A 19,005-nucleotide genomic window follows, 5' to 3' on the forward strand; every position below is an offset into this window, starting at 1 on the left:
GAGATGACGAAGGCCGCCCGGTTTCGCCGGGCGGCCTTCGTCGTCGCTGTGTCAGTCGCCGCCGAACAGTGCCGCCGCGCCCGCGTCGGTGAGCACCTCGTAGGTGTCGGTCTCCCGGTTGTAGACCCAGGTGCCCGGCCCGGCCTTCGGGTATCCGGCCGCCTGGACCGCCGTCGCCGAGGGCCGGAAGCTCGCGCTGCGCGGGATCTCCTCGACCACGTAGACCAGGTCGGGCCGCTGACTGCGGTCCAGGGCACGCATCGCCTCGGTGACATCGCCCGGTTCGATCCGCAACCCGTCGCGCACGCTCAGCGCGGCCGCGGCAAGGGTTCCCGACGGGGTCGGCAGGGCGAAGGCCACCTCGAGGTCGACCGGGGTGATGTCGTTGAGCACGTCGACGATCGGCTGGGTGAACACCGGACCACGAGCGGTGCGGATCACCGTGTCGCGGCGGTCGACGAGCCAGTAGTCGCCGTCGCCGTCGCGGCGGAACAGATTCTCCGTCGGCCACCAGGCGTCGCCCGCACGGAACACCCCACGCAGCCCGCCGTCGGAGATGTCACCGCCGTCGACGGCCTTGCCGAGCAGCAGGCCGGGCTCGTTGTCGGCGCAGCGCCGGGCGAAGCCGTCGTCGCCGACGAGGATCTGCTCGCTGACCGGGTCGTAGGCCACCAGTTCCACCGTCGCGGTGCCGGGAACCGGCCTGCCCTTGGCACCGATCTTGGCGCCGGTGACATTGGCGAGCACCACGTCGCCGTCGATGGAGGCGTAGAACTCGAGCACCCGCGCGGGCGCGAATTGTTCGGTGGTCCTGCGCCACAGCCCCTTGGGCATACCGGAGCCGATGAACAACCGGATCGGATGGTTGTACCCGGCCGGGAAGACCTGCGCGTCGAGCAGATCGCGCAGCATGGTCCAGGTGTAGGTGACGACGGTGACGCCGTAGCGGTGCACCTCCTCGGCGAACCGGCCTGGGTCCATGTCCACCGGCCTGGCCAGCGCGATGCGGCTGCCGCCTGCGATCGCGCCACCGAGACTCACCAGCAGCCCGGACGAATGGTGCAGTGGCGCAAGGCAGTACACGGTGTCGCGGCGGTCGAGGTCCGCGGCGCTCGCGGTGCCGAAGGCGGACAGGGCCCAGCGGTGGTTGGTGATGTACTTCGCCTCGAGCCGGTCGCCCGTGCCGAGCACCAGCACGAAGGCCAGTTCGCGGGCGAGGCCGGGGTTGGGCCGGTACCACGCGGGCACGCGAACCGTATCGGGGTCGATCTGTTCGAGGTCGATCACCCGGTCGCTCGTCGGCACCGCGAGCCGGCGCTGGTCTCCGCCGCCGAGCACGAGCACCCGGGCGTTCGTCCCGGCGGCGGCACGCAAGTTCTCCGGGTCGGTGACAAGGGTCTTCACGCCGGTGAGTTCGATGGCCCGATCGAGTTCGGCGCCGGGGGCGAGCAGCACGGCGACGGCACCGAGGCGCGAGAGCGCGGCCACCGAGGCCAGCGCGCTCGGGCGGGTCTCCATCACGATGCCCACGCGCATGGCGGGCCGGATACCGACCGAGATCAGGCCGCGCACCACATTGTCGACCCGCTGCTCGACGGCGGCATTCGTATGCACGCGGTCGTCGAACAGGACCAGGTCCTTCTGAGGGGCGCGCCTGGCGTGTTCGCTGAGCAGTTTGCCGAGGGAGATGCGGGTGTGCGGCTGGATCATGCCCAGGCGGGTCAGGCGCGGCAGTGCGCGCGCCGCCTCGCCCGCCATCTCGATGGAGCCACGAATCGTGCTGCCCGCGACGCCTTCCAGCGCCTTGCCGACCCCGGCGCCGGCCTCGGCGAGGCTGGCGGCGGTGTGCACCATGCGGGTGGCCGCCGTGCGCGGTGCGTTGCCCGGCACGTGTTCCTGCATCGGGACGATGGTCTCGGGCAGCGGGCCGTGACCGTCCATCCAGGCGATCCAGTCGCGCACCATCGGCCACGTGTGGTTGGTGGCGGTCGAACCGGCGACCAGACCGAAATGACCCGCGACGAGGCTGGCCTCGTACACCTCGGCGTGCGGCGCGGCACGCACGATGCCGCGCACCGCGGCAGGCTGGCCGATGTCGTCGACCTCGCCGACGAAGGCGAGGATGGGGCACTTCAGTTCGGCGAGCGAGACGGGATGATCGCGAATCACGAAGCCGCCGAGCATCATCCGGTTGTGTGCGACGAACTGCTTGAGCAGATCGGCGACGGCAGGGCCCGCGTATCCGACCCAGCCTTCGCTGTTGAGGAAGCGGCGCTGACGCTCCTTGGGCAGCAGCGCCTCCCGGTCGTGCAGCTGCAGCAGGAAATCGATGCGCGACTTCGCGGTCTTCACCGGGTCGAGCATCTGGAAGCCGAAACGCACCATCGATTCGGTGATCGGCAGCCGGTGCATCACGTGGTCGGCCAGGAAGTCGGCCACCTCGGACACCAGGCCGTAGGGCAGCCCGAACGGCATGCCCGCCACGATGTCGACGGGGCTGCCGAAGGTGACGATGGAGGCGACGCCCTTGCCGTAGCGGTAGGCGGTGGTCTGGTAGGCGAACATGCCGCCCTGGGAGTAGCCCATCAGGTGCACCTGCGCACCGGTGGCCTCGCACACGGTGTCGATGGCGGAGTTCACGGCAAGCACGTGATCGGCCAGGTCGCGTTCCCAGCCGCCCTCCTCGGTGGCGGGGGAACCGAAATCGATGACCCAGCAGTCGATTCCGCCCGCGTTCAGAATCCCGACGGCACCGCCCGCCGCGTTCACGTCCCAGATGTCGGCGTTCACCATGAGCGGCGGAACCAGCAGCGCCACCGGACGACCGGGTGTGGTGTCGTCGGGGAAGTAGTGCCGCAGGCGGTACATGCGTCTGCGTTCGACGACCTCGAACGGCGAGGACTCGACGTCGTGCGCCAGTCCGCCGAAGCGGATCACCTCCAGCCCGTTCTGCGCGGTAGCCAGCAATCGCTGCACCGACCCGACCACACCTTTTGGACTGATATTCACCGTTCCCACCTGACCCTACCGACTGTGATGCACCTCACACACCCCGATGTGCTCATATGAGCTAACCACACCGGACCTCCATTATGTGTCGGCTGTGACAGGCCGCATGTTGCGGCGTTTCATGTCACACCACGCCGATCGGGGACCCCTTCGTCACCGGCGCGGCCGCAGTCCGAAACGAGCGTGTTGCGGAGCCGGAAGTCCAGGCCGTCCACGGACACCGCCGTGTCCGCAATCGCCTATCGCACAAGGGATCTCCCGGTCAGGACCCGATTTTTGGCGATCGTGCGTGCGCAAGGCCTCCAGCACCTAACATCGTTGTCGTCCGGAACGCTCTGCCGCACATCACTTTTCGTGCAACACGTTTCACACGCCGGGTTCGCCCGCGCAGGACCATTCGCATTCGCTTCACCAACGTCCCAACCTGTCGTCGCGCGACGACAGGTCGATCGGCCGTACCCGAATCCACTCGAGGTGAGGATGCTATGACCATCGAAATGCCGCTGCCCACAGACAATTCCGTACGCAAGAGCCTGTCCACCAACGCAGCACAGAAGCTCACCCACACCACCAAATCCGAGCCACAGATGCAGGGCATCAGCTCGCGCTGGCTCTCGCGCGCACTGCCGTGGGTGCAGGTGGCGGGCGGTATCTACCGGGTCAACCGACGGCTCACCCATACCGTCGGCAACGGGGAGGTCGAATTCGTCGTCGACGGCGCCCGGGCCAGGGTGATCCCGCAGGAATTGCGCGAACTGCCCCCGCTGCGCGAAATCGACGACGACGACCTGTTGCGTCCCCTCGCGGACAGTTTCGTGCAATATGATCTCGACCCCGGAACCGTGCTCGCGGAATTCGGGAATCCGATGGATCAGGTCATTCTCGTCGTCCACGGGAAATTGGCCAGGATCGGTTCGGGTGAGTACGGGGAGGCCACCAAACTCGGCCTGCTGTCCGGTGGTGACTATTACGGCGAAGAGATGCTCACCGACCCGTCGGCGATCTGGCCCGACACCGTCAAAACGGTCACCAAGACCACCGTTCTCTGCCTGCCGAGGCAGGAATTCGAACAATTCCTCGAATCGACCCCAGGCCTTGCCCGGATCCGAGCGGATACGTCGGCCGCGTCTTCCAGGAACCAGAATTCCAAGGGCGAGGCCGATATCGAGATCGCCTCGGGGCATTCCGGGGAACCGTTGCTCGAGGGCACCTTCGTCGACTACGACGCCAGTCCACGTGAGTACGAACTGAGCCTGGCCCAGAGTGTGCTGCGGATCCACACCAGGGTCGCCGACCTGTTCAACGACCCGATGAACCAGGTCGACCAGCAGCTGCGACTCACCGTCGAGGCGCTCTACGAGCGTCGCGAACACGATCTGGTGAACAATCCCGACTTCGGCCTGCTGCACAATTGCGATCTCAAACAGCGCATCACCACCGAATCCGGCGCACCGTCCCCCGACGACATGGACGAATTGCTCAGCATGCGCCGTGGAACGAAATTCTTCCTCGCCCACCCGAAGGCGATCGCCGCGTTCGGTCGTGAATGTTCGCGCCGCGGCCTGTACCCCGACCCGGTGGAATTCCAGGGCCACCGGGTGCCCGGCTGGCGCGGTGTGCCGATTCTGCCGTGCGGCAAGATCCCGATCAGCGAAACCCAGACCACCTCGATCATGGCGATGCGTATCGGCGAGAAGGACCAGGGCGTGGTCGGCCTGCACCAGACCGGCATTCCCGACGAGTACGAGCCGAGTCTGAACGTGCGGTTCAAGCAGATCGACGATCAGTCGATCATGTCGTACCTGGTGAGCTGCTACTACTCGGCGGCGGTGCTGGTGCCCGACGCGCTCGGTGTGCTCGACGACGTCCTCGTCGCGCGCCGGGCCGACTGAACGGTCGGGCCATGTCCCTGCTCAGCAGAGCCGCCGCTCCCCCGGCGGCCGGCGACCTCGCCGCGACTGTCGTCGCCCTGTTACACGGCGCGTCAGCCCCGGCCGACGTGTTCGCGGGTGCGTCACCGGTCGCCCGGCCCTTCACGCTCCATCCGAATCGCGGCGCGGAGCTCATCGGCCGTGTCCCCCGGCTCGCGACACCCACCTCGGCGGCGCGGAGCGGCACGTCCGCTGTGGTGAGCCCGCCCGCCGCGCACCGGCTGCGCGGTCCGACCGGGCTCGGCACGTCGGGCCTGCAGGTGTCCCTGCTCGCGAACCGCACGACCGAGCAGCCCGAAAACGGTGGAAGACAAGACATCCCGGCGCTCTACTGCCCGCCGCCGGAACGTGACGACCCCGCCCTGGCCGAAGCCGTCAATGTCGGACTGCTCGCGTGGGCCGCCGAGATCGGCCTGTACGAGGGCCGCCTCGACGAACTCGGCAAGGCCGATTTCGGCAGGCTCATCATGCTGGCCCACCCCGACTGCGACGACCCCGATCTGCTGCTCGCCGCGGCCCGCTGCGCCGTCGCCGAATGGTCGGTCGACGACTACTACTGCGAGGAGGACGCCCCTGGCGACACCGCACCCGACGGCACCCCGTCCAGCGCCGCCGCCGAACTCGGGCCACGGCTCGAACTCGCCGCCGCCGCCATGGACCCGGCGCACCTGCCCATGCGCTACGCGCCACGGCTCGAACAGGCCATGCAGGCCGACCCGATCCTCCGCGCGTTCCGCACCTCGTTCGCGCACCTGGCGGGGTACGCGAGCGACGCCCAGCTGGCCAGGCTCCGGACCGAGATCGCGGGCTGGTTCATCGCGCTCGGCGCCGAGGCCGGCTGGCGGGCGGCGGGGCGGATGCCGCCGGTGTGGGAGTACCTGACCAACCGGCAACCGCACAGTTTCCTGCCGTGTATGGCGCCGATCGACGCGGTCGGCCGCTACGAACTCGGCGCCCCCGAGTACACCGACCCGGCCGTCCGGCGGGTCGTCACCACCGCGGCCCTGGCCGCACAGATGGTCAACGATCTGTATTCGATGGCGCGCGAAGACCTTTCGGGCGGTCGGGAGTTCAACCTGCCGACCGTCCTCGCCGCCGAGGAGGGGTGCAGCCGGGCCGATGCCGTGCTGCGCACCGCCGAGATCCACGACGAACTCATGCACCGATTCGAACGCGAGGCCGCACCCTTGGCCGCTGCGGGTTCACCGCAATTGCGCCGATTCCTGACGGGCCTGTGGGCCTGGATGGGCGGCAACCGCGCCTGGCACGCCGACAGCCGCCGGTACCACGACACCGCACCACGAGAGGACGACCGATGACCATCGCGAACGCCCACACCGACAGCTCCGTGCTGCGCACCACCTACCAGCGTTCGGTCGCTGCCTACTGGAACAACAATCCCAACGACGACCGGGTCAACACGAAGCTCGGCGAGGTGGACGGTCTCTACCACCACCACTACGGCATCGGTGAACCCGACTGGTCGGTCATCGAAGGGCCCGAGGACACCCGGCAGGAGCGCCTTGTGCGCGAACTGCACCGCCTCGAGACCGCCCAGGCGGACCTCCTCCTCGACAACCTCGGCGCCATCACCCCCGCCGACCGCCTCCTCGACGGCGGTTCGGGTCGCGGCGGAACCAGCTTCATGGCCGCCAAGCGCTTCGGTTGTTCGGTCGACGGGGTGAGCATCTCCGAGTACCAGGTCGGTTTCGCCAACGACCAGGCCGTCGAACGCGGTGTCTCCGATCGGGTGCGCTTCCACTTCCGCAATATGCTCGACACCGGTTTCGACGACGAGTCGGTCCGGGCCGTGTGGACCAACGAGACCACCATGTACGTCGATCTGTTCCCGCTGTTCGCGGAGTTCTCCCGCGTGCTGCAACCGGGCGGACGCTATGTGTGCATCACCGGCTGCTCCAACGATGTGATCGGCGGCCGGTCCGCATCGGTGAGCTGGATCGACGCCCACTACGGCTGCATGATCCACCCGCGCAGCGAGTACTTCCGTGCGCTGTCGGAGAACGGTCTGGTGCCGACCACGGTCATCGATCTGACACCGGACACGATTCCGTACTGGGATCTGCGGACGCATTCGGAACTCGCGACGGGGGTGGAACAGCCGTTCCTCACGGCGTACCGGGAGGGGAGCTTCCAGTATCTGCTGATCGTGGCGGACAAGGTCGCCTGCTGAACCTCTGACCGCCATGCCCTCGGAGTGCCCGGTAGTCGCCATCGACTGCCGGGCACACCCGTTCCCCTCCTTGCCATCTTTTCCCGCCACCCCCGGCGAGTTGAACTCGAAACGCGGCCTCAGATAGATGCGTATATCTACATTTGAGTATGCCTGTAACTTCCTTGGCTAACTCACAGGCTCGCCACAGTCGCAAGCCAGGCCACGGGAGCACCCTCGACAGGGAACGTTTCCGCAGATGGTGAGTGAGGTAGCGATGGTCGAGCTCGAGGTCGACAACGACACGGTGACGGTCCATGTACTCGGTGGGCATCGGCTGCTCGCGCTGCGCCAGCAGGTCGTGATCGACCGTGCCGCCATCACCGAGATCACCACCGCCGAGGTGGACCTGCGCCCGCCGTGGGTCCGCGCGCCGGGCACCTTCATCCCCGGCGTGATCGCCGCGGGCGTCTACCGAGGCAAGGGCCGGAAAGAGTTCTGGGACACCACTTTCGGTGGAAACGCGGTCCGCATCGACCTGAACGGACCCGACTTCACCCGCCTGGTCGTCGACGTCGACAACCTCGACGCGGTGCTCGACGCCCTGACCGGCGAGCTGGCCGACGCCTGACCTATTCCGACCCGAACGATTCCAGCAGCCCGGTATAGGGCTTCGCCGGCGGTGTCGCGAACTCGCCCCTCCCCGACTTGCGCAGCCCGAGGGTGAGCAGAGATTGCACGGTCGACGTGGCGGCCGCGACACCGTCGATCACCGGTACGCCGATCTCCGCTCGGATGTGCGCGCACAGATCCGCCATTCCGGCACAGCCGAGAACGACCGCGTCGGAACCATCGGCCAGCACCGCCGCTCGGCACGCCTCGGTGACGACCTTGCGTGCGTCCGGGTCGATATCCAGCGCGAGCACGGGCAGTTCGCACGCGTGCACTCCGTAGCAGAAACGTCGCAGCCCATAGTGTTCCGCCAGATCCATCGCGCGGCCTGTGGTGCGCTGGAGGGTGGTGACGACGCTGAAGCCCCGGCCCAGGTGGCTCGCTGTTCGCATCGCCGCCTCCGCGATCCCGATCACCGGTCCGGTCGCGAGTTCGCGTGCGGCGTCCAGTCCCGGATCTCCGAAGCAGGCGATGACGTAGCCGTCGACACCGTCGGCCTCGCCTTCCCGGATGGCGGCCAGCAGTCCGGGAACGCTCATCGCCTCGTCGTAGTGGCTTTCGATCGAGACCGGTCCGGTCGCGGAGGTGACCGCGTCGAGCACGGTGCCCGCGCCGACGACGGCCCGGGCGCACTGCTCGATCGTGTCGGTCATCGCCCGGGTGGTGTTCGGATTGACGACCCGGATTCGCATCAGGCGAGAACCTCCGGCCGGGTCCTGCGCCTGGCTGCGGTGAGCAGGTAGTAGGTGACGAAACCGAGGCCGCAGCCGATGAACCAGCTGTACTGAGCCGCGGTGTGCATGCCCGGCAAACCGTTGGCCAGCACCGGGAACACCGCGACGCCCGCGCCGACCGCCGTGGCGACGATCGCGGCAGGGTGGTAGCCCTTGCGGTAGTAGTAGCTGCCCCGCTCCGACATGGTGAAGAGGTCGTCGACGATCACCTTCTGCTTGCGCACCAGGTAGTAATCGCAGATCAGCACGCCGAACAGCGGTCCGATGAAGGCGCCGAGCACCTCGAGCGTGTAGTGGATCACCTCGGGATTGTTGTAGAGGTTCCACGGCGTGATCAGGATCGAACCGACCGCGGCGATCATCCCGCCCGCACGCCAGCTGATCCGCTGCGGGCTCACATTGGAGAAGTCGAACGCGGGCGAGATGAAGTTGGCGACGATATTGATACCGATGGTGGCGATGGTGAAGGTGAGCGCGCCGAGCACGATCGCGAACGTGGAGTCGATGCGGGCGACGGTCGCGACCGGATCGGTGACGAGCTCGCCGTAGACGGGCACCGTCAGCGAGGCGGTGACCACGACGAGCAGCGAGAACAGCAGGAAGTTCACGGGCAGGCCGAGCAGATTGCCGGTCTTCACGGCCGGAAAGCTCTTGCCGTAGCGGGAGAAGTCGCCGAAGTTGAGCATCGGGCCCGAGAAGTAGGACACCACGAGGGCGATCGCGCCGAGCATCACCGGCACCGACGCCCAGCCGGTGTAGGTCACCTCCCCCAGGTTCAGGTCGATGGCGCTCCAACCGGCGCGCGCGATCAGATAACCGCAGAGCACGAACATCACGACATACACGGCGGGACCACAGAAGTCGATGAACTTGCGGATGGATTCCATGCCGCGCCAGAACACGCACGCCTGCACCACCCACAGCAGCAGATAGCTGCCCCAGCCCAGCGCCGACAAACCGAGGAAACCGTAGTCGGCGGTGACGGCGTACGGCGCCAGCCCCGGAAACAGTTTCACCAGAACGACATCCAGCGCGGCGGAGGCAAGGAAGGTCTGGATTCCGTACCAGGCCACCGCGATCAGTCCGCGGATGATCGCGGGGATATTGGCGCCGAGCACCCCGAACGCGCTGCGACAGATCACCGGATACGGAACACCGGTCACCTGGCTCGGTTTGGCGACCAGATTGCAGAAGAAGTAGACGATGACGATGCCGATCAGCAGGGCGACGAGAACCTGCCAACTCGCCAGGCCGAGCGCGAAAAGGCTGCCCGCGGTGACGTACCCGCCGACGCTGTGCACGTCCGACATCCAGAACGCGAAGATGTTGTAGGTGCCCCATGTCTGCTTGCGCAGCGGTGCGAGATCCTCGTTGGTCAATCGTGGATCGTAGGCGGGCGGATCGGTGGCGGGCGCACCGGTGGCGACGGTGATGGTATCGGTCATGGTCGTTCCCATCCGAAGGGTTCAGCTGCTGCGATGACCGTAGGTTCGAGCAGTTGCCCTGCGGTTTCCCGCGAATTTCGCCGCTATTGCGCCGAAGATATATCCTCCGGCGCGAGCAGACCGGTGTCGGTGGGGAGGGTCGCGATCACCGATTCGAGTCGCCGATGGTGCTCCTCGGCCGCGGCGAGCAGACGGGCCACATCACGGGCGAGGAAGGCGTCGAGCATCGCGAGGTGGTCGGTGTGCAGGAGCTCACGGTCGGCGCGGTCGACGTGCACCATCGATTGCACGGGTTCGGTGACATTCCAGGCGGATTCGAGCATCTGCAACAGGCGGAACATGCGCGACGGGCGGGTCAGCGCCACATGAAAACAGCGCGATTGGCGCTGATACGCCGCCGGATCGTCGTCGAGGATCGCCCGCTCGAGCAGGTCGTTCACGGCGAGCAGTTCGGCGCGTTCGGCGTCGTCCGCCGACAGCGCGGCCGCGGCGAGCGACGCCGATTCCAGGGTGTCGCGCACGATGTACATCTCCCGCAGTTCACGCGCCGTCAGCTGCGCGACCTGGTACCCACGCTGCGGCCGGTGGGTGACCAGTCCCTCCCCGATCAGGGTTTTCAGCGCTTCGCGCACCGGGATGTGACTCACTCCGAACAGCACGGCCACCTCGCGCAGCGGGATCACGGTGCACGGCGGGACGGCACCGTCGAGGATCACGCGGCGCAGTTCGCCCAGGATCACCTGTGGCCTACCGGGTTCGTCCACCACAAGCCTCGCGAGCAGCGCCGATCGTCGTCTCGAGGACATGCGTGCACGCTATGACCCGAGTATTGCGCCCACGCTGCCGGATGTGACGGTCAGGAAAAGATCACCGTACCGACCGGTCCCATCGGTGATTTGGCATGCTCGGGTGATGGGAGTTTCGACAACGCAGTCGGTGGATCGCCGTTTCGTCCGTCTGGTCACCGTGTTCGACCAGTTGTTCCGCAAGCCGTCACACGGGGGTGGCGCGCTGTGCGTGTACCTGCACGGCGAACCGGTGGTCGATGTGTGGGCCGGGTACGCACGCCCGGGGGTGCCGTGGACGGCGGACTCGGTGGCGCTGGCCTTCTCCACCGGAAAAGGCGTGGCCTCCACGGTGATTCACCAGCTCGCCGAGCGTGGCGAGCTCGACTACGACGCCCCGGTCGCCGAGTACTGGCCCGAGTTCGCGGCGGCGGGCAAGGGCCGCATCACGGTTCGCGATGTGCTCACCCACCGAGCCGGGCTGCACCGGTTGCGCGGCCTCATCTCGGGGCCGATCGACACCTTCCTCGACGACAAGGCGGTCACCGCCGCGCTCGCCGCCGCCACCCCGGATCCTCGTCATCTCGTCACCAGTGGTTACCACGGGATCAGCTATGGGCACTTGGCCGCCGAACTGGTGCGGCGAGTCACCGGCCGCGAATTCGTCGACGTCGTCCGCACCGAACTCGCCGAACCTCTCGACGCCGAGGAGCTCTGGTTCCGCGTGCCCGCCGGGGAACGCCATCGCATCGCCACCACGTTCCCCCGCCTCACCGCGGCGGGCATGGATTGGGAGCGCGGCTCCGACCTGCTCACCCGCACCCGATTCGCGGCGGCGGCCGAAACCACCCCGCGCGGTTTCGCCGACCTCATCGTCGACCCGCGTGTGCACGACGCGGTGATGCCCGGCGTCAACGGTGTCTTCTCGGCCCGCGCCCTGGCCCGCGTCTACGGCGCCCTCGCCAACGGTGGCGAACTCGGCGGCACTCGCATCCTGTCCCCCGACACGATCCGCCGCGCCGCCACCCGTCAGGTCTTCACCCCCGACTATGTGCTCGCCTTCCGCATCCCTTGGGCGATGGGCTATCACGGCGTCCCCATGAAACCCTCACGTGCCGAACCGATCTCGGCCTTCGGACACTTCGGCCTCGGTGGCTCCGGCGCCTTCGCCGACCCCGAAACCGGCCTGTCCCTCGCCTTCGTCACCAATCGCCTCGGCGGCAAACTCACGCCCCTCGGCGACGCCCGCCTCACCCGCCTCGGCACCATCGCCCACAACATCGCCAAGGCCGCCCTCCGCGCCTGAACTGGTCATTCGATCACCACGCTCCGGTGGCAGCATCGACCTGGTGGCAGCCGCCACCAGAGCGGGGTGATCGCGCGTCCAGGTCCGCGGGAGGGCGGTGGCTGGCACGATGGGGCGATGGAGAGCGTTGAGTTCGGGCAGGTGGAGGCCGCGGCGCGGGTGGTGGGGGCGGTGGTGCGGCGGACGCCGGTGGTCGGGTCGCGGGTGCTGTCGGAGCGGGCGGGGGTGCCGGTGTGGTTGAAGTGCGAGAACCTGCAGCGGACCGGGTCGTTCAAGCCGCGGGGCGCGTACAACCGGATCGCGAATCTGTCGCCTGCGGAGCGGGCTCGCGGAGTGGTGGCGGCGAGCGCGGGCAATCACGCGCAGGGGGTGGCGTGGTCGGCAACGGAGCTGGGGATCACCTCGACGGTATTCATGCCGATCGGGGCGTCGTTGCCCAAGCTCGTCGCCACCCGGGCCTACGGGGCGGAAGTGCATCAGGTCGGTGAGACGATCGATGAATCACTGGTCGCGGCAAGGGAATTCGCGGAGCGCACCGGGGCGACACTGATTCATCCGTTCGATCATCCCGACATCGTCGCCGGGCAAGCGAGTGTCGCGCTCGAGATTCTCGAGCAGGTGCCGGATGTGCGGACCGTGGTGGTGCCGACCGGCGGTGGTGGGTTGCTCGCGGGGGTGGCGATCGCGATGAATCATTGTGCGCCGCAGGTCGGAGTGGTCGGCGTGCAGGCGGCCGAGGCGGCGGCGTGGCCGGATTCGCTGCGGGCGGGCACGCCGATGCGGGCGTCGCGGATGTCGACGATGGCCGACGGTATCGCGGTGGGGATTCCGGGTGCGGTGCCGTTCGATCATGTGTCGAAACTGGTGTCGCGGATCGTGACCGTCGACGAGGAATCGCTGTCCAAGGCTCTGCTGCTGTGCCTGGAACGGGCCAAACTCATTGTCGAACCGGCGGGTGCGGCGGGGGTCGCGGCGTTGCTCGGCGCCGAATTGCGTGACCTGCCCGGTCCGATCGTGGTGATTCTGTCGGGCGGCAACATCGACCCGCTGCTGCTCACCCGGGTGATAAACCACGGCCTGAGCGCTGCCGGACGCTATCTGGCGATGCGGGTGACGATCTCGGACCGGCCGGGTGCGTTGTCGGCGCTGCTCGGAGTGGTCGGCCGGGCGGGGGCCAGTGTCGTCGATGTGGTCCACTCCCGAACCGGGACGTGGCTCGCGGTCGACGAGGTGGAGGTGTCACTCACCGTGGAGATGCGGGGACCCGCGCACCGCGACGATGTGCTGGACGCGCTGCGCGACGCGGGTTTCCGGGTTCGCGCCGAGTTGTGAGCCGAGCGGGATCCACGTCGGCGCCGCCCGAAGTCAGTGCGCGCCACCGAGTTCCAGTGCCAGCACGCCGAGAATGACCAAGCCGATTCCGCCGACCTGCACCAATGACAGCCGCTCACCGAGGAACAGCACACCGATCAGGGCGATGGCGGCCACCCCGACGGCAGACCAGATCCCGTACGCGACGCCGATACCCATCCCCCGCTTCAGCACCTGGGACAGGAAGTAGAAGGCCGCACCGTATCCGAGCACGACCACCACCGACGGCACCGGTTTGGTGAATCCTTCCGACAGTTTCAGCGAAACGGTCGCGGTCACCTCGGATGCGATGGCCAGTGCCAGCAAGAGCAGGGTCATGGCGGCAGACTAGCGGGGCGCGGCCGGCTGGTCAGTTCAGCCAGGCACGGGCTTCGTCGGCGTTCTCGCGGACCTCGTCGAGTTGTTCGGCGACGCGGACTCCCGCGGTGCCGCCGCGGGCGTTACGGGAGGCGATCGAGCCGGGGACGGTGAGTACTTCGCGTACACCGGCGGTCAACGATGGGTCGATGGCGGCGAATTCCTCGTCGGTGAGTTCGTCGAGGCCGACACCTCGTGCCTCGGCGGCGCGCACGCACGCACCGGCCGCCTCGTGGGCGACACGGAACGGAACACCTTGGCGCACCATCCATTCCGCGATGTCGGTGGCGAGCGTGAAACCGGCGGGGGCGAGTTCGGCCATGCGGTCGGTGTGGAAGGTGAGGGTGCCGACCAGGCCGGCGATGGCGGGCAGCAGGAGTTCGAGCTGGGCGACCGAGTCGAACAGGGGTTCCTTGTCCTCCTGCAGGTCCCGGTTGTATGCCAGCGGTTGGGCTTTCAAGGTGGCGAGCAGGCCGGTCAGGTTGCCGATCAGGCGGCCCGCCTTGCCACGGGTGAGTTCCGAGACGTCGGGGTTCTTCTTCTGCGGCATGATCGACGAGCCGGTGGACCAGGCGTCGGCGAGGGTGACGTAGCCGAATTCCGGTGTGCTCCAGAGAATGATCTCCTCGGCCATGCGGCTCAGGTCGACACCGATCATGGCGAGGACGAACGCGGCCTCCGCGGCGAAGTCACGCGAAGAGGTGGCGTCGATCGAGTTGGCCGCCGAGGCAGTGAAATTCAGTTCCGCGGCGATCTGCTCGGGATCGAGACCGAGCGAGGAACCGGCGAGCGCGCCCGAACCGTAGGGCGAGATCGCGGCGCGCTTGTCGAAGTCGCGCAGGCGTTCCAGGTCGCGCAGCAGGGGATGCGCGTGGGCGAGCAGGTGGTGGGCCAGCAGCACGGGCTGGGCGGCCTGCAGATGGGTCTTGCCCGGCATCACCGCGTCCGGGTGCGCGGCGGCCTGGGCGACGAGTGCGTCGACCACATCGAGCACACCGGCGGCCACACGGCGCACACCGTCACGCAGCCACATGCGGAACAGGGTGGCCACCTGATCGTTCCGCGACCGGCCCGCCCGCAGCCTGCCGCCGAGCTCGGTGCCGACCCGCTCGATCAGTCCCCGCTCGAGCGCGCCGTGCACATCCTCGTCGGAGTCGGCAGGACCGAACGCCCCCGAGGCCACGTCGGCGGCCAGCGCGTCCAGCCCGGCCAGCATGCCGGACAGATCCTCGTCGGACAGCAGCCCCGCCTTGTGCAGCACCCGGGCGTGCGCCTGGGAGGCGCGGATGTCGTAGGGAGCCAGCGCCCAGTCGAAGTGGGTCGACTTGCTCAGCGCCGCCATCGCCTCGGCGGGCCCGGACGCGAAGCGCCCACCCCAGAGGGCACCGGTGTTCGTGCTGCCGCCGTCGGTCATGGTCTACAGGTCTCCTCGGATCGAAGTGCGGGGGAATTGCCCGTGACCACCGTAACCAGCGTCGCGGGTGCCGGTGCCACCCGGCCACGCCGGCATCTCGACGAGACACCGGACCCGGGTGTCTGCTCCCGGGTGCGAACACGCCGCGTCCCCGGCCCGTCGGATGTCGGAACCGGGGACGCGGGAAGCTCGTCCTACTTCTGGTTCAGATCGCGACGGGCGGCGACCTTGGAGGACAGGCCGTGGATCTGGACGAAGCCCTTGGCCAGCGACTGGTCGAAGGTGTCGCCCTCGTCGTAGGTGGCCAGGTTGAAGTCGTAGAGCGACTGCTCGGAGCGGCGGCCGTTGACCACGGCGGAACCACCGTGCAGCACCATGCGGATGTCGCCGGAGACGTGCTGCTGGGTGTCCTGCACGAAGGCGTCCAAGGCGCGCTTGAGCGGGGAGAACCACAGGCCGTCGTAGGCCAGCTCGCCCCAGCGCTGCTCGACCTGCCGCTTGTAGCGGCCCAGCTCGCGCTCGATGGTGACGTTCTCGAGTGCCTGGTGCGCGGTGATGAGCGCGATGGCGCCGGGCGCCTCGTAGATCTCGCGGCTCTTGATGCCGACGAGCCGGTCCTCGACCATGTCGAGGCGGCCGACGCCCTGGCGACCGGCGCGGGTGTTCATCTCCTCGATGGCCTGCAGCACGGTGACCTGGCGGCCGTCGATGGCGACCGGCACACCCTTGTCGAAGGTGATGATGACCTCGTCGGGCGCCTCGAAGTTCACCGTCGGGTCGGCGGTGTAGTCGTACACGTCCTTGGTCGGCGCGTTCCACAGGTCCTCGAGGAACCCGGTCTCGACCGCGCGGCCCCACACGTTCTGGTCGATGGAGAACGGCGACTTCTTGGTGACGTTGATCGGGAGCTTGTTCTCCTCGGCGAAGGCGATGGCCTTCTCGCGGGTCCAGGCGTAGTCGCGGACCGGCGCGATGACGTTCAGGTCGGGCGCGAGCGCGCCGATGCCGACCTCGAAGCGCACCTGGTCGTTGCCCTTACCGGTGCAGCCGTGCGACACGGTGGTGGCGTTGTGGAACTTGGCGGCCTCGACGAGGTGCTTGACGATCAGCGGCCGGCTGATGGCCGAGACCAGCGGGTACTGGCCCATGTACATGGCGTTGGCCTGAATGGTCGGCAGGCAGTACTCGTCGGCGAACTCGTCGCGCGCGTCGACCACGATGGCCTCCACGGCGCCGCAGTCCAGGGCTCGCTGGCGCACCACGTTCATGTCCTCGCCGCCCTGGCCCAGGTCGATGGCCACGGCCACGACCTCGGAACCGGTCTCCTTCGCGATCCAGCTGATGGCGACGGAGGTGTCAAGCCCACCGGAGTAGGCGAGTACGACGCGATCGGACATGTCTGTTGCGCTCCTTGAACTGGTGTCTGTGGACGGCTCGCGCCGTTGCTGCAAATGATTATGCACGATGATGCAAGCTCATTCATCACCGGGGTGCGACTCCTCGACGGCCGACACCATCTATGAGACGCTGGTCACAGTAGCTACTCATCCAGTCGGGGTCGAGGAGTAAACATGCAGCAATTACGTGATTTCGCTCAGGCCAACTACGACCTCATCGGGCTCGTCGTCATCGGCGTCGGGAATTTCGCCCTGACCGTCGGCAAGACCCTGTTCGACCTGAGCACCCCCATTCTCCAGGATTTCTTCGCCTGACCCTCGGCACCGGAGGACACCATGGAAGACGCCATCCTGCAATTCCTCATGGAGAACTACGAGCCCGGCGCGGCGGTCGGCCTGCACGTGGGCCGCGTGCTGTTCGACCTCAGCTCACCCCTGATTCTCGCCGTCCTGAATTTCCTCGCGTCCTGAACGCGGTCGTACCGGCTCGCGCGGGCAGCGCGCGTTCAGCTCGCGCAACTCCTCAGCGAAGTCGGCCGGTCGCCGTGCGCGCCAGGCAGGTTGATCGCCCGCCTGCGGTACCGCGCGGCCGGGGGTCGGGTCACGGTTTGAAGGGCGCGAGATCGGGAAGCACCGTCGCAGGGTAGTGCGCCGTACATGGTGTACGGCACTCTGGGACAGCACTATTCGGCCCGCCAGAAGTGAGGACGAACAAGATGCTTCATTACATCGCGCAGGAATTCTCGACGCTCGGCAACGGTGTGCTCGATGTCGGTCGCGCCGTGGTCGAGCTGGTGCAGGACATCATCGATGTCGCCACACCGGGCCACAACGGTGGCGCGGGTGGCGGGGACTACCCGTTCAACTGATGTCGATCGGCGCGGGCTGCGCCGGATGACGGGCCCGCGCCGATAGTGTCCCCGGCATGAGCGACGACGTGCGGCTCAGCGCCGGTACCGCGACAGTCACCATCGCCCCCGACGACGGGGGTGCGATCCACAGCCTCACCGTGGCGGGCACGGAATTGCTGCGCCAGGACCCCGGGACCGGGTGTTTCGTGATGGCGCCATGGGCAGGCCGGCTCGGCTACGGCAAGCTCACCGTGGGTGATCGCACCTACCAGCTGCCGATCGACAACCCGCCGCACAGCATTCACGGCACCGTCCGCGACAGGGCGTGGGAAGTCGTGTCCAGGACGGCGAACGAGGCGATACTGCGTTGCCGGTTGACAGCGCCCTGGCCGTTCGCGGGCACGGTCGTGCAGACCTTCACCCTCACCGAGTCGGGCCTGACCCTGGCGATGCGCATCACCACCGACCACGACCCGTTCCCCGCCCAGGGCGGCTGGCACCCGTGGTTCCTACGCGAGGTCGCCCCCGCCACCGGCCCACTCGAACTCGACTTCCACCCCGCCTGGCAGTACGAACGCGGCCCCGACTACCTCCCGACCGGCCGCCACATCCCATCCACTCCTCCACCGTGGGACGACTGCTTCGCCATGCCCGACGGCGTCCGTGCCCGCCTCACCTGGCCGGGCTTCCTCGAGTTCACGATCACCAGCCCCGTCACCGACGTGGTGGTGTGGACACTGCCGGAGGAATCGCTGTCGGTCGAAGCCCAATCCGGCCCACCGGACGGACTCAACACCGAGCCGAGGACTGTCACACCGAACAACCCTCTGGATGTGCGAGTCGATTGGGCTTGGCGGCAGCTGACGAACAACTGACCCCGCCGGTCGCGCTGATCGCGGGCTCGATCGCCCCTGACCTCGTCTACTACCTACCGAGCCCGCTCACAGGCAAGGCAACGTGCTTATTTGGCAGGTCGCCCACCGCGATCGATGGCGCATGAGGTGAGGCTCGGATCGCGAGGCATCCGGCTGTCGTGCCGGTTCAGGCCAGGCTTTCGATCTTGGCGGCGAGTTCGGCGCCGGTGAGGGGTTCGCGGGCGATGACGGCGATGGTGTCGTCGCCTGCGATGGTGCCGACGATGTAGGGCAGGGCGGCGCGGTCGAGGGCGCTGGCCAGGAAGTGGGCGGCGCCGGGTGGGGTGCGCAGGACGGCGAGGTTGCCGCTGGAATCGGTGGAGACCAGCAGGTCGGCCAGCAGTTTCGACAGGCGGCCGGTGCCGCCGGTGACGCCGCGGACGGGGCTGCCGTCCTCGGGGACGATGTAGACCCCGGCGCCGCCGTCGGCGGCTCGCAGCTTCACCGCGCCGAGTTCGTCCAGGTCACGCGACAGGGTGGCCTGGGTGGTCTCGATGCCCTCGGCGGCCAGCAGTGCGGCCAGTTCGGTCTGGCTGCGCACCGAATGCGCCGACAGCAATTCGACGATGCGTGATTGGCGGCCGGCGCGGGTGCGGGCGATGGCGGGTGTGCCCTTCTCGGGTGCGCTCATCGCCTGCCCTCCGCGCCG

18 protein-coding genes are annotated in these 19,005 nt (G+C 67.9%); 10 read left to right on the plus strand and 8 right to left on the minus strand.

Annotation, left to right across the window (positions count from 1 at the left end; genetic code table 11):
- Positions 1 to 51 precede the first annotated feature (51 nt).
- A complete protein-coding gene (locus tag ACWEVR_RS32495) occupies positions 52 to 3,009 on the minus strand; it encodes an AMP-binding protein (RefSeq protein WP_452470039.1) in 2,958 nt (985 codons plus the stop codon).
- 485 nt (positions 3,010 to 3,494) lie between these two features.
- Between ACWEVR_RS32495 and ACWEVR_RS32500 the strand changes: the two genes are divergently transcribed.
- The 4 genes from ACWEVR_RS32500 to ACWEVR_RS32515 all read left to right on the plus strand — a co-directional run bounded on the left by ACWEVR_RS32500 (position 3,495) and on the right by ACWEVR_RS32515 (position 7,741).
- On the plus strand, positions 3,495 to 4,901 hold the full coding sequence (locus ACWEVR_RS32500) for a family 2B encapsulin nanocompartment shell protein (protein WP_452470040.1): 1,407 nt from the start codon (positions 3,495 to 3,497) through the stop codon (positions 4,899 to 4,901).
- Between the two features lie 11 nt (positions 4,902 to 4,912).
- Positions 4,913 to 6,259: a family 2 encapsulin nanocompartment cargo protein terpene cyclase gene (locus ACWEVR_RS32505; RefSeq protein WP_452470041.1), complete on the plus strand. Its 1,347-nt coding sequence runs from the start codon at positions 4,913 to 4,915 to the stop codon at positions 6,257 to 6,259.
- Positions 6,256 to 7,131 carry a geranyl diphosphate 2-C-methyltransferase gene (locus ACWEVR_RS32510; RefSeq protein ID WP_452470042.1) on the plus strand — a complete coding sequence of 292 codons (876 nt, stop codon included), beginning with the start codon at positions 6,256 to 6,258 and terminating at the stop codon, positions 7,129 to 7,131. The genes ACWEVR_RS32505 and ACWEVR_RS32510 overlap by 4 nt, the downstream gene beginning before the upstream one ends.
- A 238-nt stretch (positions 7,132 to 7,369) precedes the next feature.
- On the plus strand, positions 7,370 to 7,741 hold the full coding sequence (locus ACWEVR_RS32515) for a hypothetical protein (RefSeq protein ID WP_243750151.1): 372 nt from the start codon (positions 7,370 to 7,372) through the stop codon (positions 7,739 to 7,741).
- Between the two features lies 1 nt (position 7,742).
- Here ACWEVR_RS32515 and ACWEVR_RS32520 read toward each other — a convergent pair whose 3' ends face one another.
- From ACWEVR_RS32520 to ACWEVR_RS32530, 3 genes are all read right to left on the minus strand, one after another.
- Complete coding sequence (locus ACWEVR_RS32520) at positions 7,743 to 8,474, minus strand: aspartate/glutamate racemase family protein (protein ID WP_452470043.1); 732 nt, start codon at positions 8,472 to 8,474, stop codon at positions 7,743 to 7,745.
- Entirely contained in the window at positions 8,474 to 9,961 is a 1,488-nt protein-coding gene (locus ACWEVR_RS32525) for an NCS1 family nucleobase:cation symporter-1 (RefSeq protein WP_452470044.1), read from the minus strand. Before ACWEVR_RS32525 ends, ACWEVR_RS32520 begins: the two co-directional genes overlap by 1 nt.
- A gap of 83 nt (positions 9,962 to 10,044) precedes the next feature.
- Positions 10,045 to 10,767, minus strand: a complete 723-nt coding sequence (locus ACWEVR_RS32530) for a GntR family transcriptional regulator (protein WP_452470045.1) — start codon at positions 10,765 to 10,767, stop codon at positions 10,045 to 10,047.
- A gap of 106 nt (positions 10,768 to 10,873) precedes the next feature.
- Here ACWEVR_RS32530 and ACWEVR_RS32535 point away from each other — a divergent pair, with 106 nt between their 5' ends.
- Both ACWEVR_RS32535 and ilvA read left to right on the plus strand, forming a co-directional pair.
- Positions 10,874 to 12,052, plus strand: coding sequence for a serine hydrolase domain-containing protein (locus ACWEVR_RS32535; RefSeq protein ID WP_452470046.1), 1,179 nt, complete (start codon positions 10,874 to 10,876; stop codon positions 12,050 to 12,052).
- Between the two features lie 117 nt (positions 12,053 to 12,169).
- The gene (gene ilvA, locus ACWEVR_RS32540; protein WP_452470047.1) at positions 12,170 to 13,384 is read left to right on the plus strand and encodes a threonine ammonia-lyase; all 1,215 of its coding nucleotides are present in this window, start codon (positions 12,170 to 12,172) and stop codon (positions 13,382 to 13,384) included.
- Between the two features lie 33 nt (positions 13,385 to 13,417).
- Here the strand turns inward: ilvA and ACWEVR_RS32545 are convergent, their stop codons facing one another.
- The 3 genes from ACWEVR_RS32545 to ACWEVR_RS32555 all read right to left on the minus strand — a co-directional run bounded on the left by ACWEVR_RS32545 (position 13,418) and on the right by ACWEVR_RS32555 (position 16,591).
- Positions 13,418 to 13,741: a DMT family transporter gene (locus tag ACWEVR_RS32545; protein WP_067499105.1), complete on the minus strand. Its 324-nt coding sequence runs from the start codon at positions 13,739 to 13,741 to the stop codon at positions 13,418 to 13,420.
- A 31-nt stretch (positions 13,742 to 13,772) separates the two neighbouring features.
- Positions 13,773 to 15,194, minus strand: a complete 1,422-nt coding sequence (gene argH / locus ACWEVR_RS32550) for an argininosuccinate lyase (protein WP_067644424.1) — start codon at positions 15,192 to 15,194, stop codon at positions 13,773 to 13,775.
- Positions 15,195 to 15,388: 194 nt separating this feature from the next.
- Positions 15,389 to 16,591: an argininosuccinate synthase gene (locus ACWEVR_RS32555; protein WP_452470048.1), complete on the minus strand. Its 1,203-nt coding sequence runs from the start codon at positions 16,589 to 16,591 to the stop codon at positions 15,389 to 15,391.
- Positions 16,592 to 16,765: 174 nt separating this feature from the next.
- Here ACWEVR_RS32555 and ACWEVR_RS32560 point away from each other — a divergent pair, with 174 nt between their 5' ends.
- From ACWEVR_RS32560 to ACWEVR_RS32575, 4 genes are all read left to right on the plus strand, one after another.
- The gene (locus tag ACWEVR_RS32560; protein ID WP_166655845.1) at positions 16,766 to 16,906 is read left to right on the plus strand and encodes a hypothetical protein; all 141 of its coding nucleotides are present in this window, start codon (positions 16,766 to 16,768) and stop codon (positions 16,904 to 16,906) included.
- A gap of 21 nt (positions 16,907 to 16,927) precedes the next feature.
- A complete protein-coding gene (locus ACWEVR_RS32565) occupies positions 16,928 to 17,062 on the plus strand; it encodes a hypothetical protein (protein ID WP_255284058.1) in 135 nt (44 codons plus the stop codon).
- A gap of 245 nt (positions 17,063 to 17,307) precedes the next feature.
- On the plus strand, positions 17,308 to 17,460 hold the full coding sequence (locus tag ACWEVR_RS32570; RefSeq protein ID WP_157102182.1) for a hypothetical protein: 153 nt from the start codon (positions 17,308 to 17,310) through the stop codon (positions 17,458 to 17,460).
- 56 nt (positions 17,461 to 17,516) lie between these two features.
- Positions 17,517 to 18,317 (plus strand): aldose epimerase family protein, encoded by an 801-nt coding sequence (locus ACWEVR_RS32575; protein WP_452470049.1) that lies wholly within the window; start codon positions 17,517 to 17,519, stop codon positions 18,315 to 18,317.
- Between the two features lie 166 nt (positions 18,318 to 18,483).
- On the opposite strand, the gene ACWEVR_RS32580 is transcribed toward ACWEVR_RS32575, so the two are convergent.
- Entirely contained in the window at positions 18,484 to 18,987 is a 504-nt protein-coding gene (locus ACWEVR_RS32580; protein WP_067499094.1) for an arginine repressor, read from the minus strand.
- Between the last annotated feature and the right edge of the window lie 18 nt (positions 18,988 to 19,005).

It is taken from the genome of Nocardia sp. NPDC003979 (genome assembly GCF_053605015.1).

Coding starts and splice junctions, on each gene's coding strand:
- ACWEVR_RS32500 (WP_452470040.1), top strand. CDS start 3,495: ATGACCATCGAAATGCCGCTGCCCACAGACAATTCCGTACGCAAGAGC.
- ACWEVR_RS32505 (WP_452470041.1), top strand. CDS start 4,913: ATGTCCCTGCTCAGCAGAGCCGCCGCTCCCCCGGCGGCCGGCGACCTC.
- ACWEVR_RS32510 (WP_452470042.1), top strand. CDS start 6,256: ATGACCATCGCGAACGCCCACACCGACAGCTCCGTGCTGCGCACCACC.
- ACWEVR_RS32515 (WP_243750151.1), top strand. CDS start 7,370: ATGGTGAGTGAGGTAGCGATGGTCGAGCTCGAGGTCGACAACGACACG.
- ACWEVR_RS32520 (WP_452470043.1), bottom strand. CDS start 8,474: ATGCGAATCCGGGTCGTCAATCCGAACACCACCCGGGCGATGACCGAC.
- ACWEVR_RS32525 (WP_452470044.1), bottom strand. CDS start 9,961: ATGACCGATACCATCACCGTCGCCACCGGTGCGCCCGCCACCGATCCG.
- ACWEVR_RS32530 (WP_452470045.1), bottom strand. CDS start 10,767: ATGTCCTCGAGACGACGATCGGCGCTGCTCGCGAGGCTTGTGGTGGAC.
- ACWEVR_RS32535 (WP_452470046.1), top strand. CDS start 10,874: ATGGGAGTTTCGACAACGCAGTCGGTGGATCGCCGTTTCGTCCGTCTG.
- ilvA (WP_452470047.1), top strand. CDS start 12,170: ATGGAGAGCGTTGAGTTCGGGCAGGTGGAGGCCGCGGCGCGGGTGGTG.
- ACWEVR_RS32545 (WP_067499105.1), bottom strand. CDS start 13,741: ATGACCCTGCTCTTGCTGGCACTGGCCATCGCATCCGAGGTGACCGCG.
- argH (WP_067644424.1), bottom strand. CDS start 15,194: ATGACCGACGGCGGCAGCACGAACACCGGTGCCCTCTGGGGTGGGCGC.
- ACWEVR_RS32555 (WP_452470048.1), bottom strand. CDS start 16,591: ATGTCCGATCGCGTCGTACTCGCCTACTCCGGTGGGCTTGACACCTCC.
- ACWEVR_RS32560 (WP_166655845.1), top strand. CDS start 16,766: ATGCAGCAATTACGTGATTTCGCTCAGGCCAACTACGACCTCATCGGG.
- ACWEVR_RS32565 (WP_255284058.1), top strand. CDS start 16,928: ATGGAAGACGCCATCCTGCAATTCCTCATGGAGAACTACGAGCCCGGC.
- ACWEVR_RS32570 (WP_157102182.1), top strand. CDS start 17,308: ATGCTTCATTACATCGCGCAGGAATTCTCGACGCTCGGCAACGGTGTG.
- ACWEVR_RS32575 (WP_452470049.1), top strand. CDS start 17,517: ATGAGCGACGACGTGCGGCTCAGCGCCGGTACCGCGACAGTCACCATC.
- ACWEVR_RS32580 (WP_067499094.1), bottom strand. CDS start 18,987: ATGAGCGCACCCGAGAAGGGCACACCCGCCATCGCCCGCACCCGCGCC.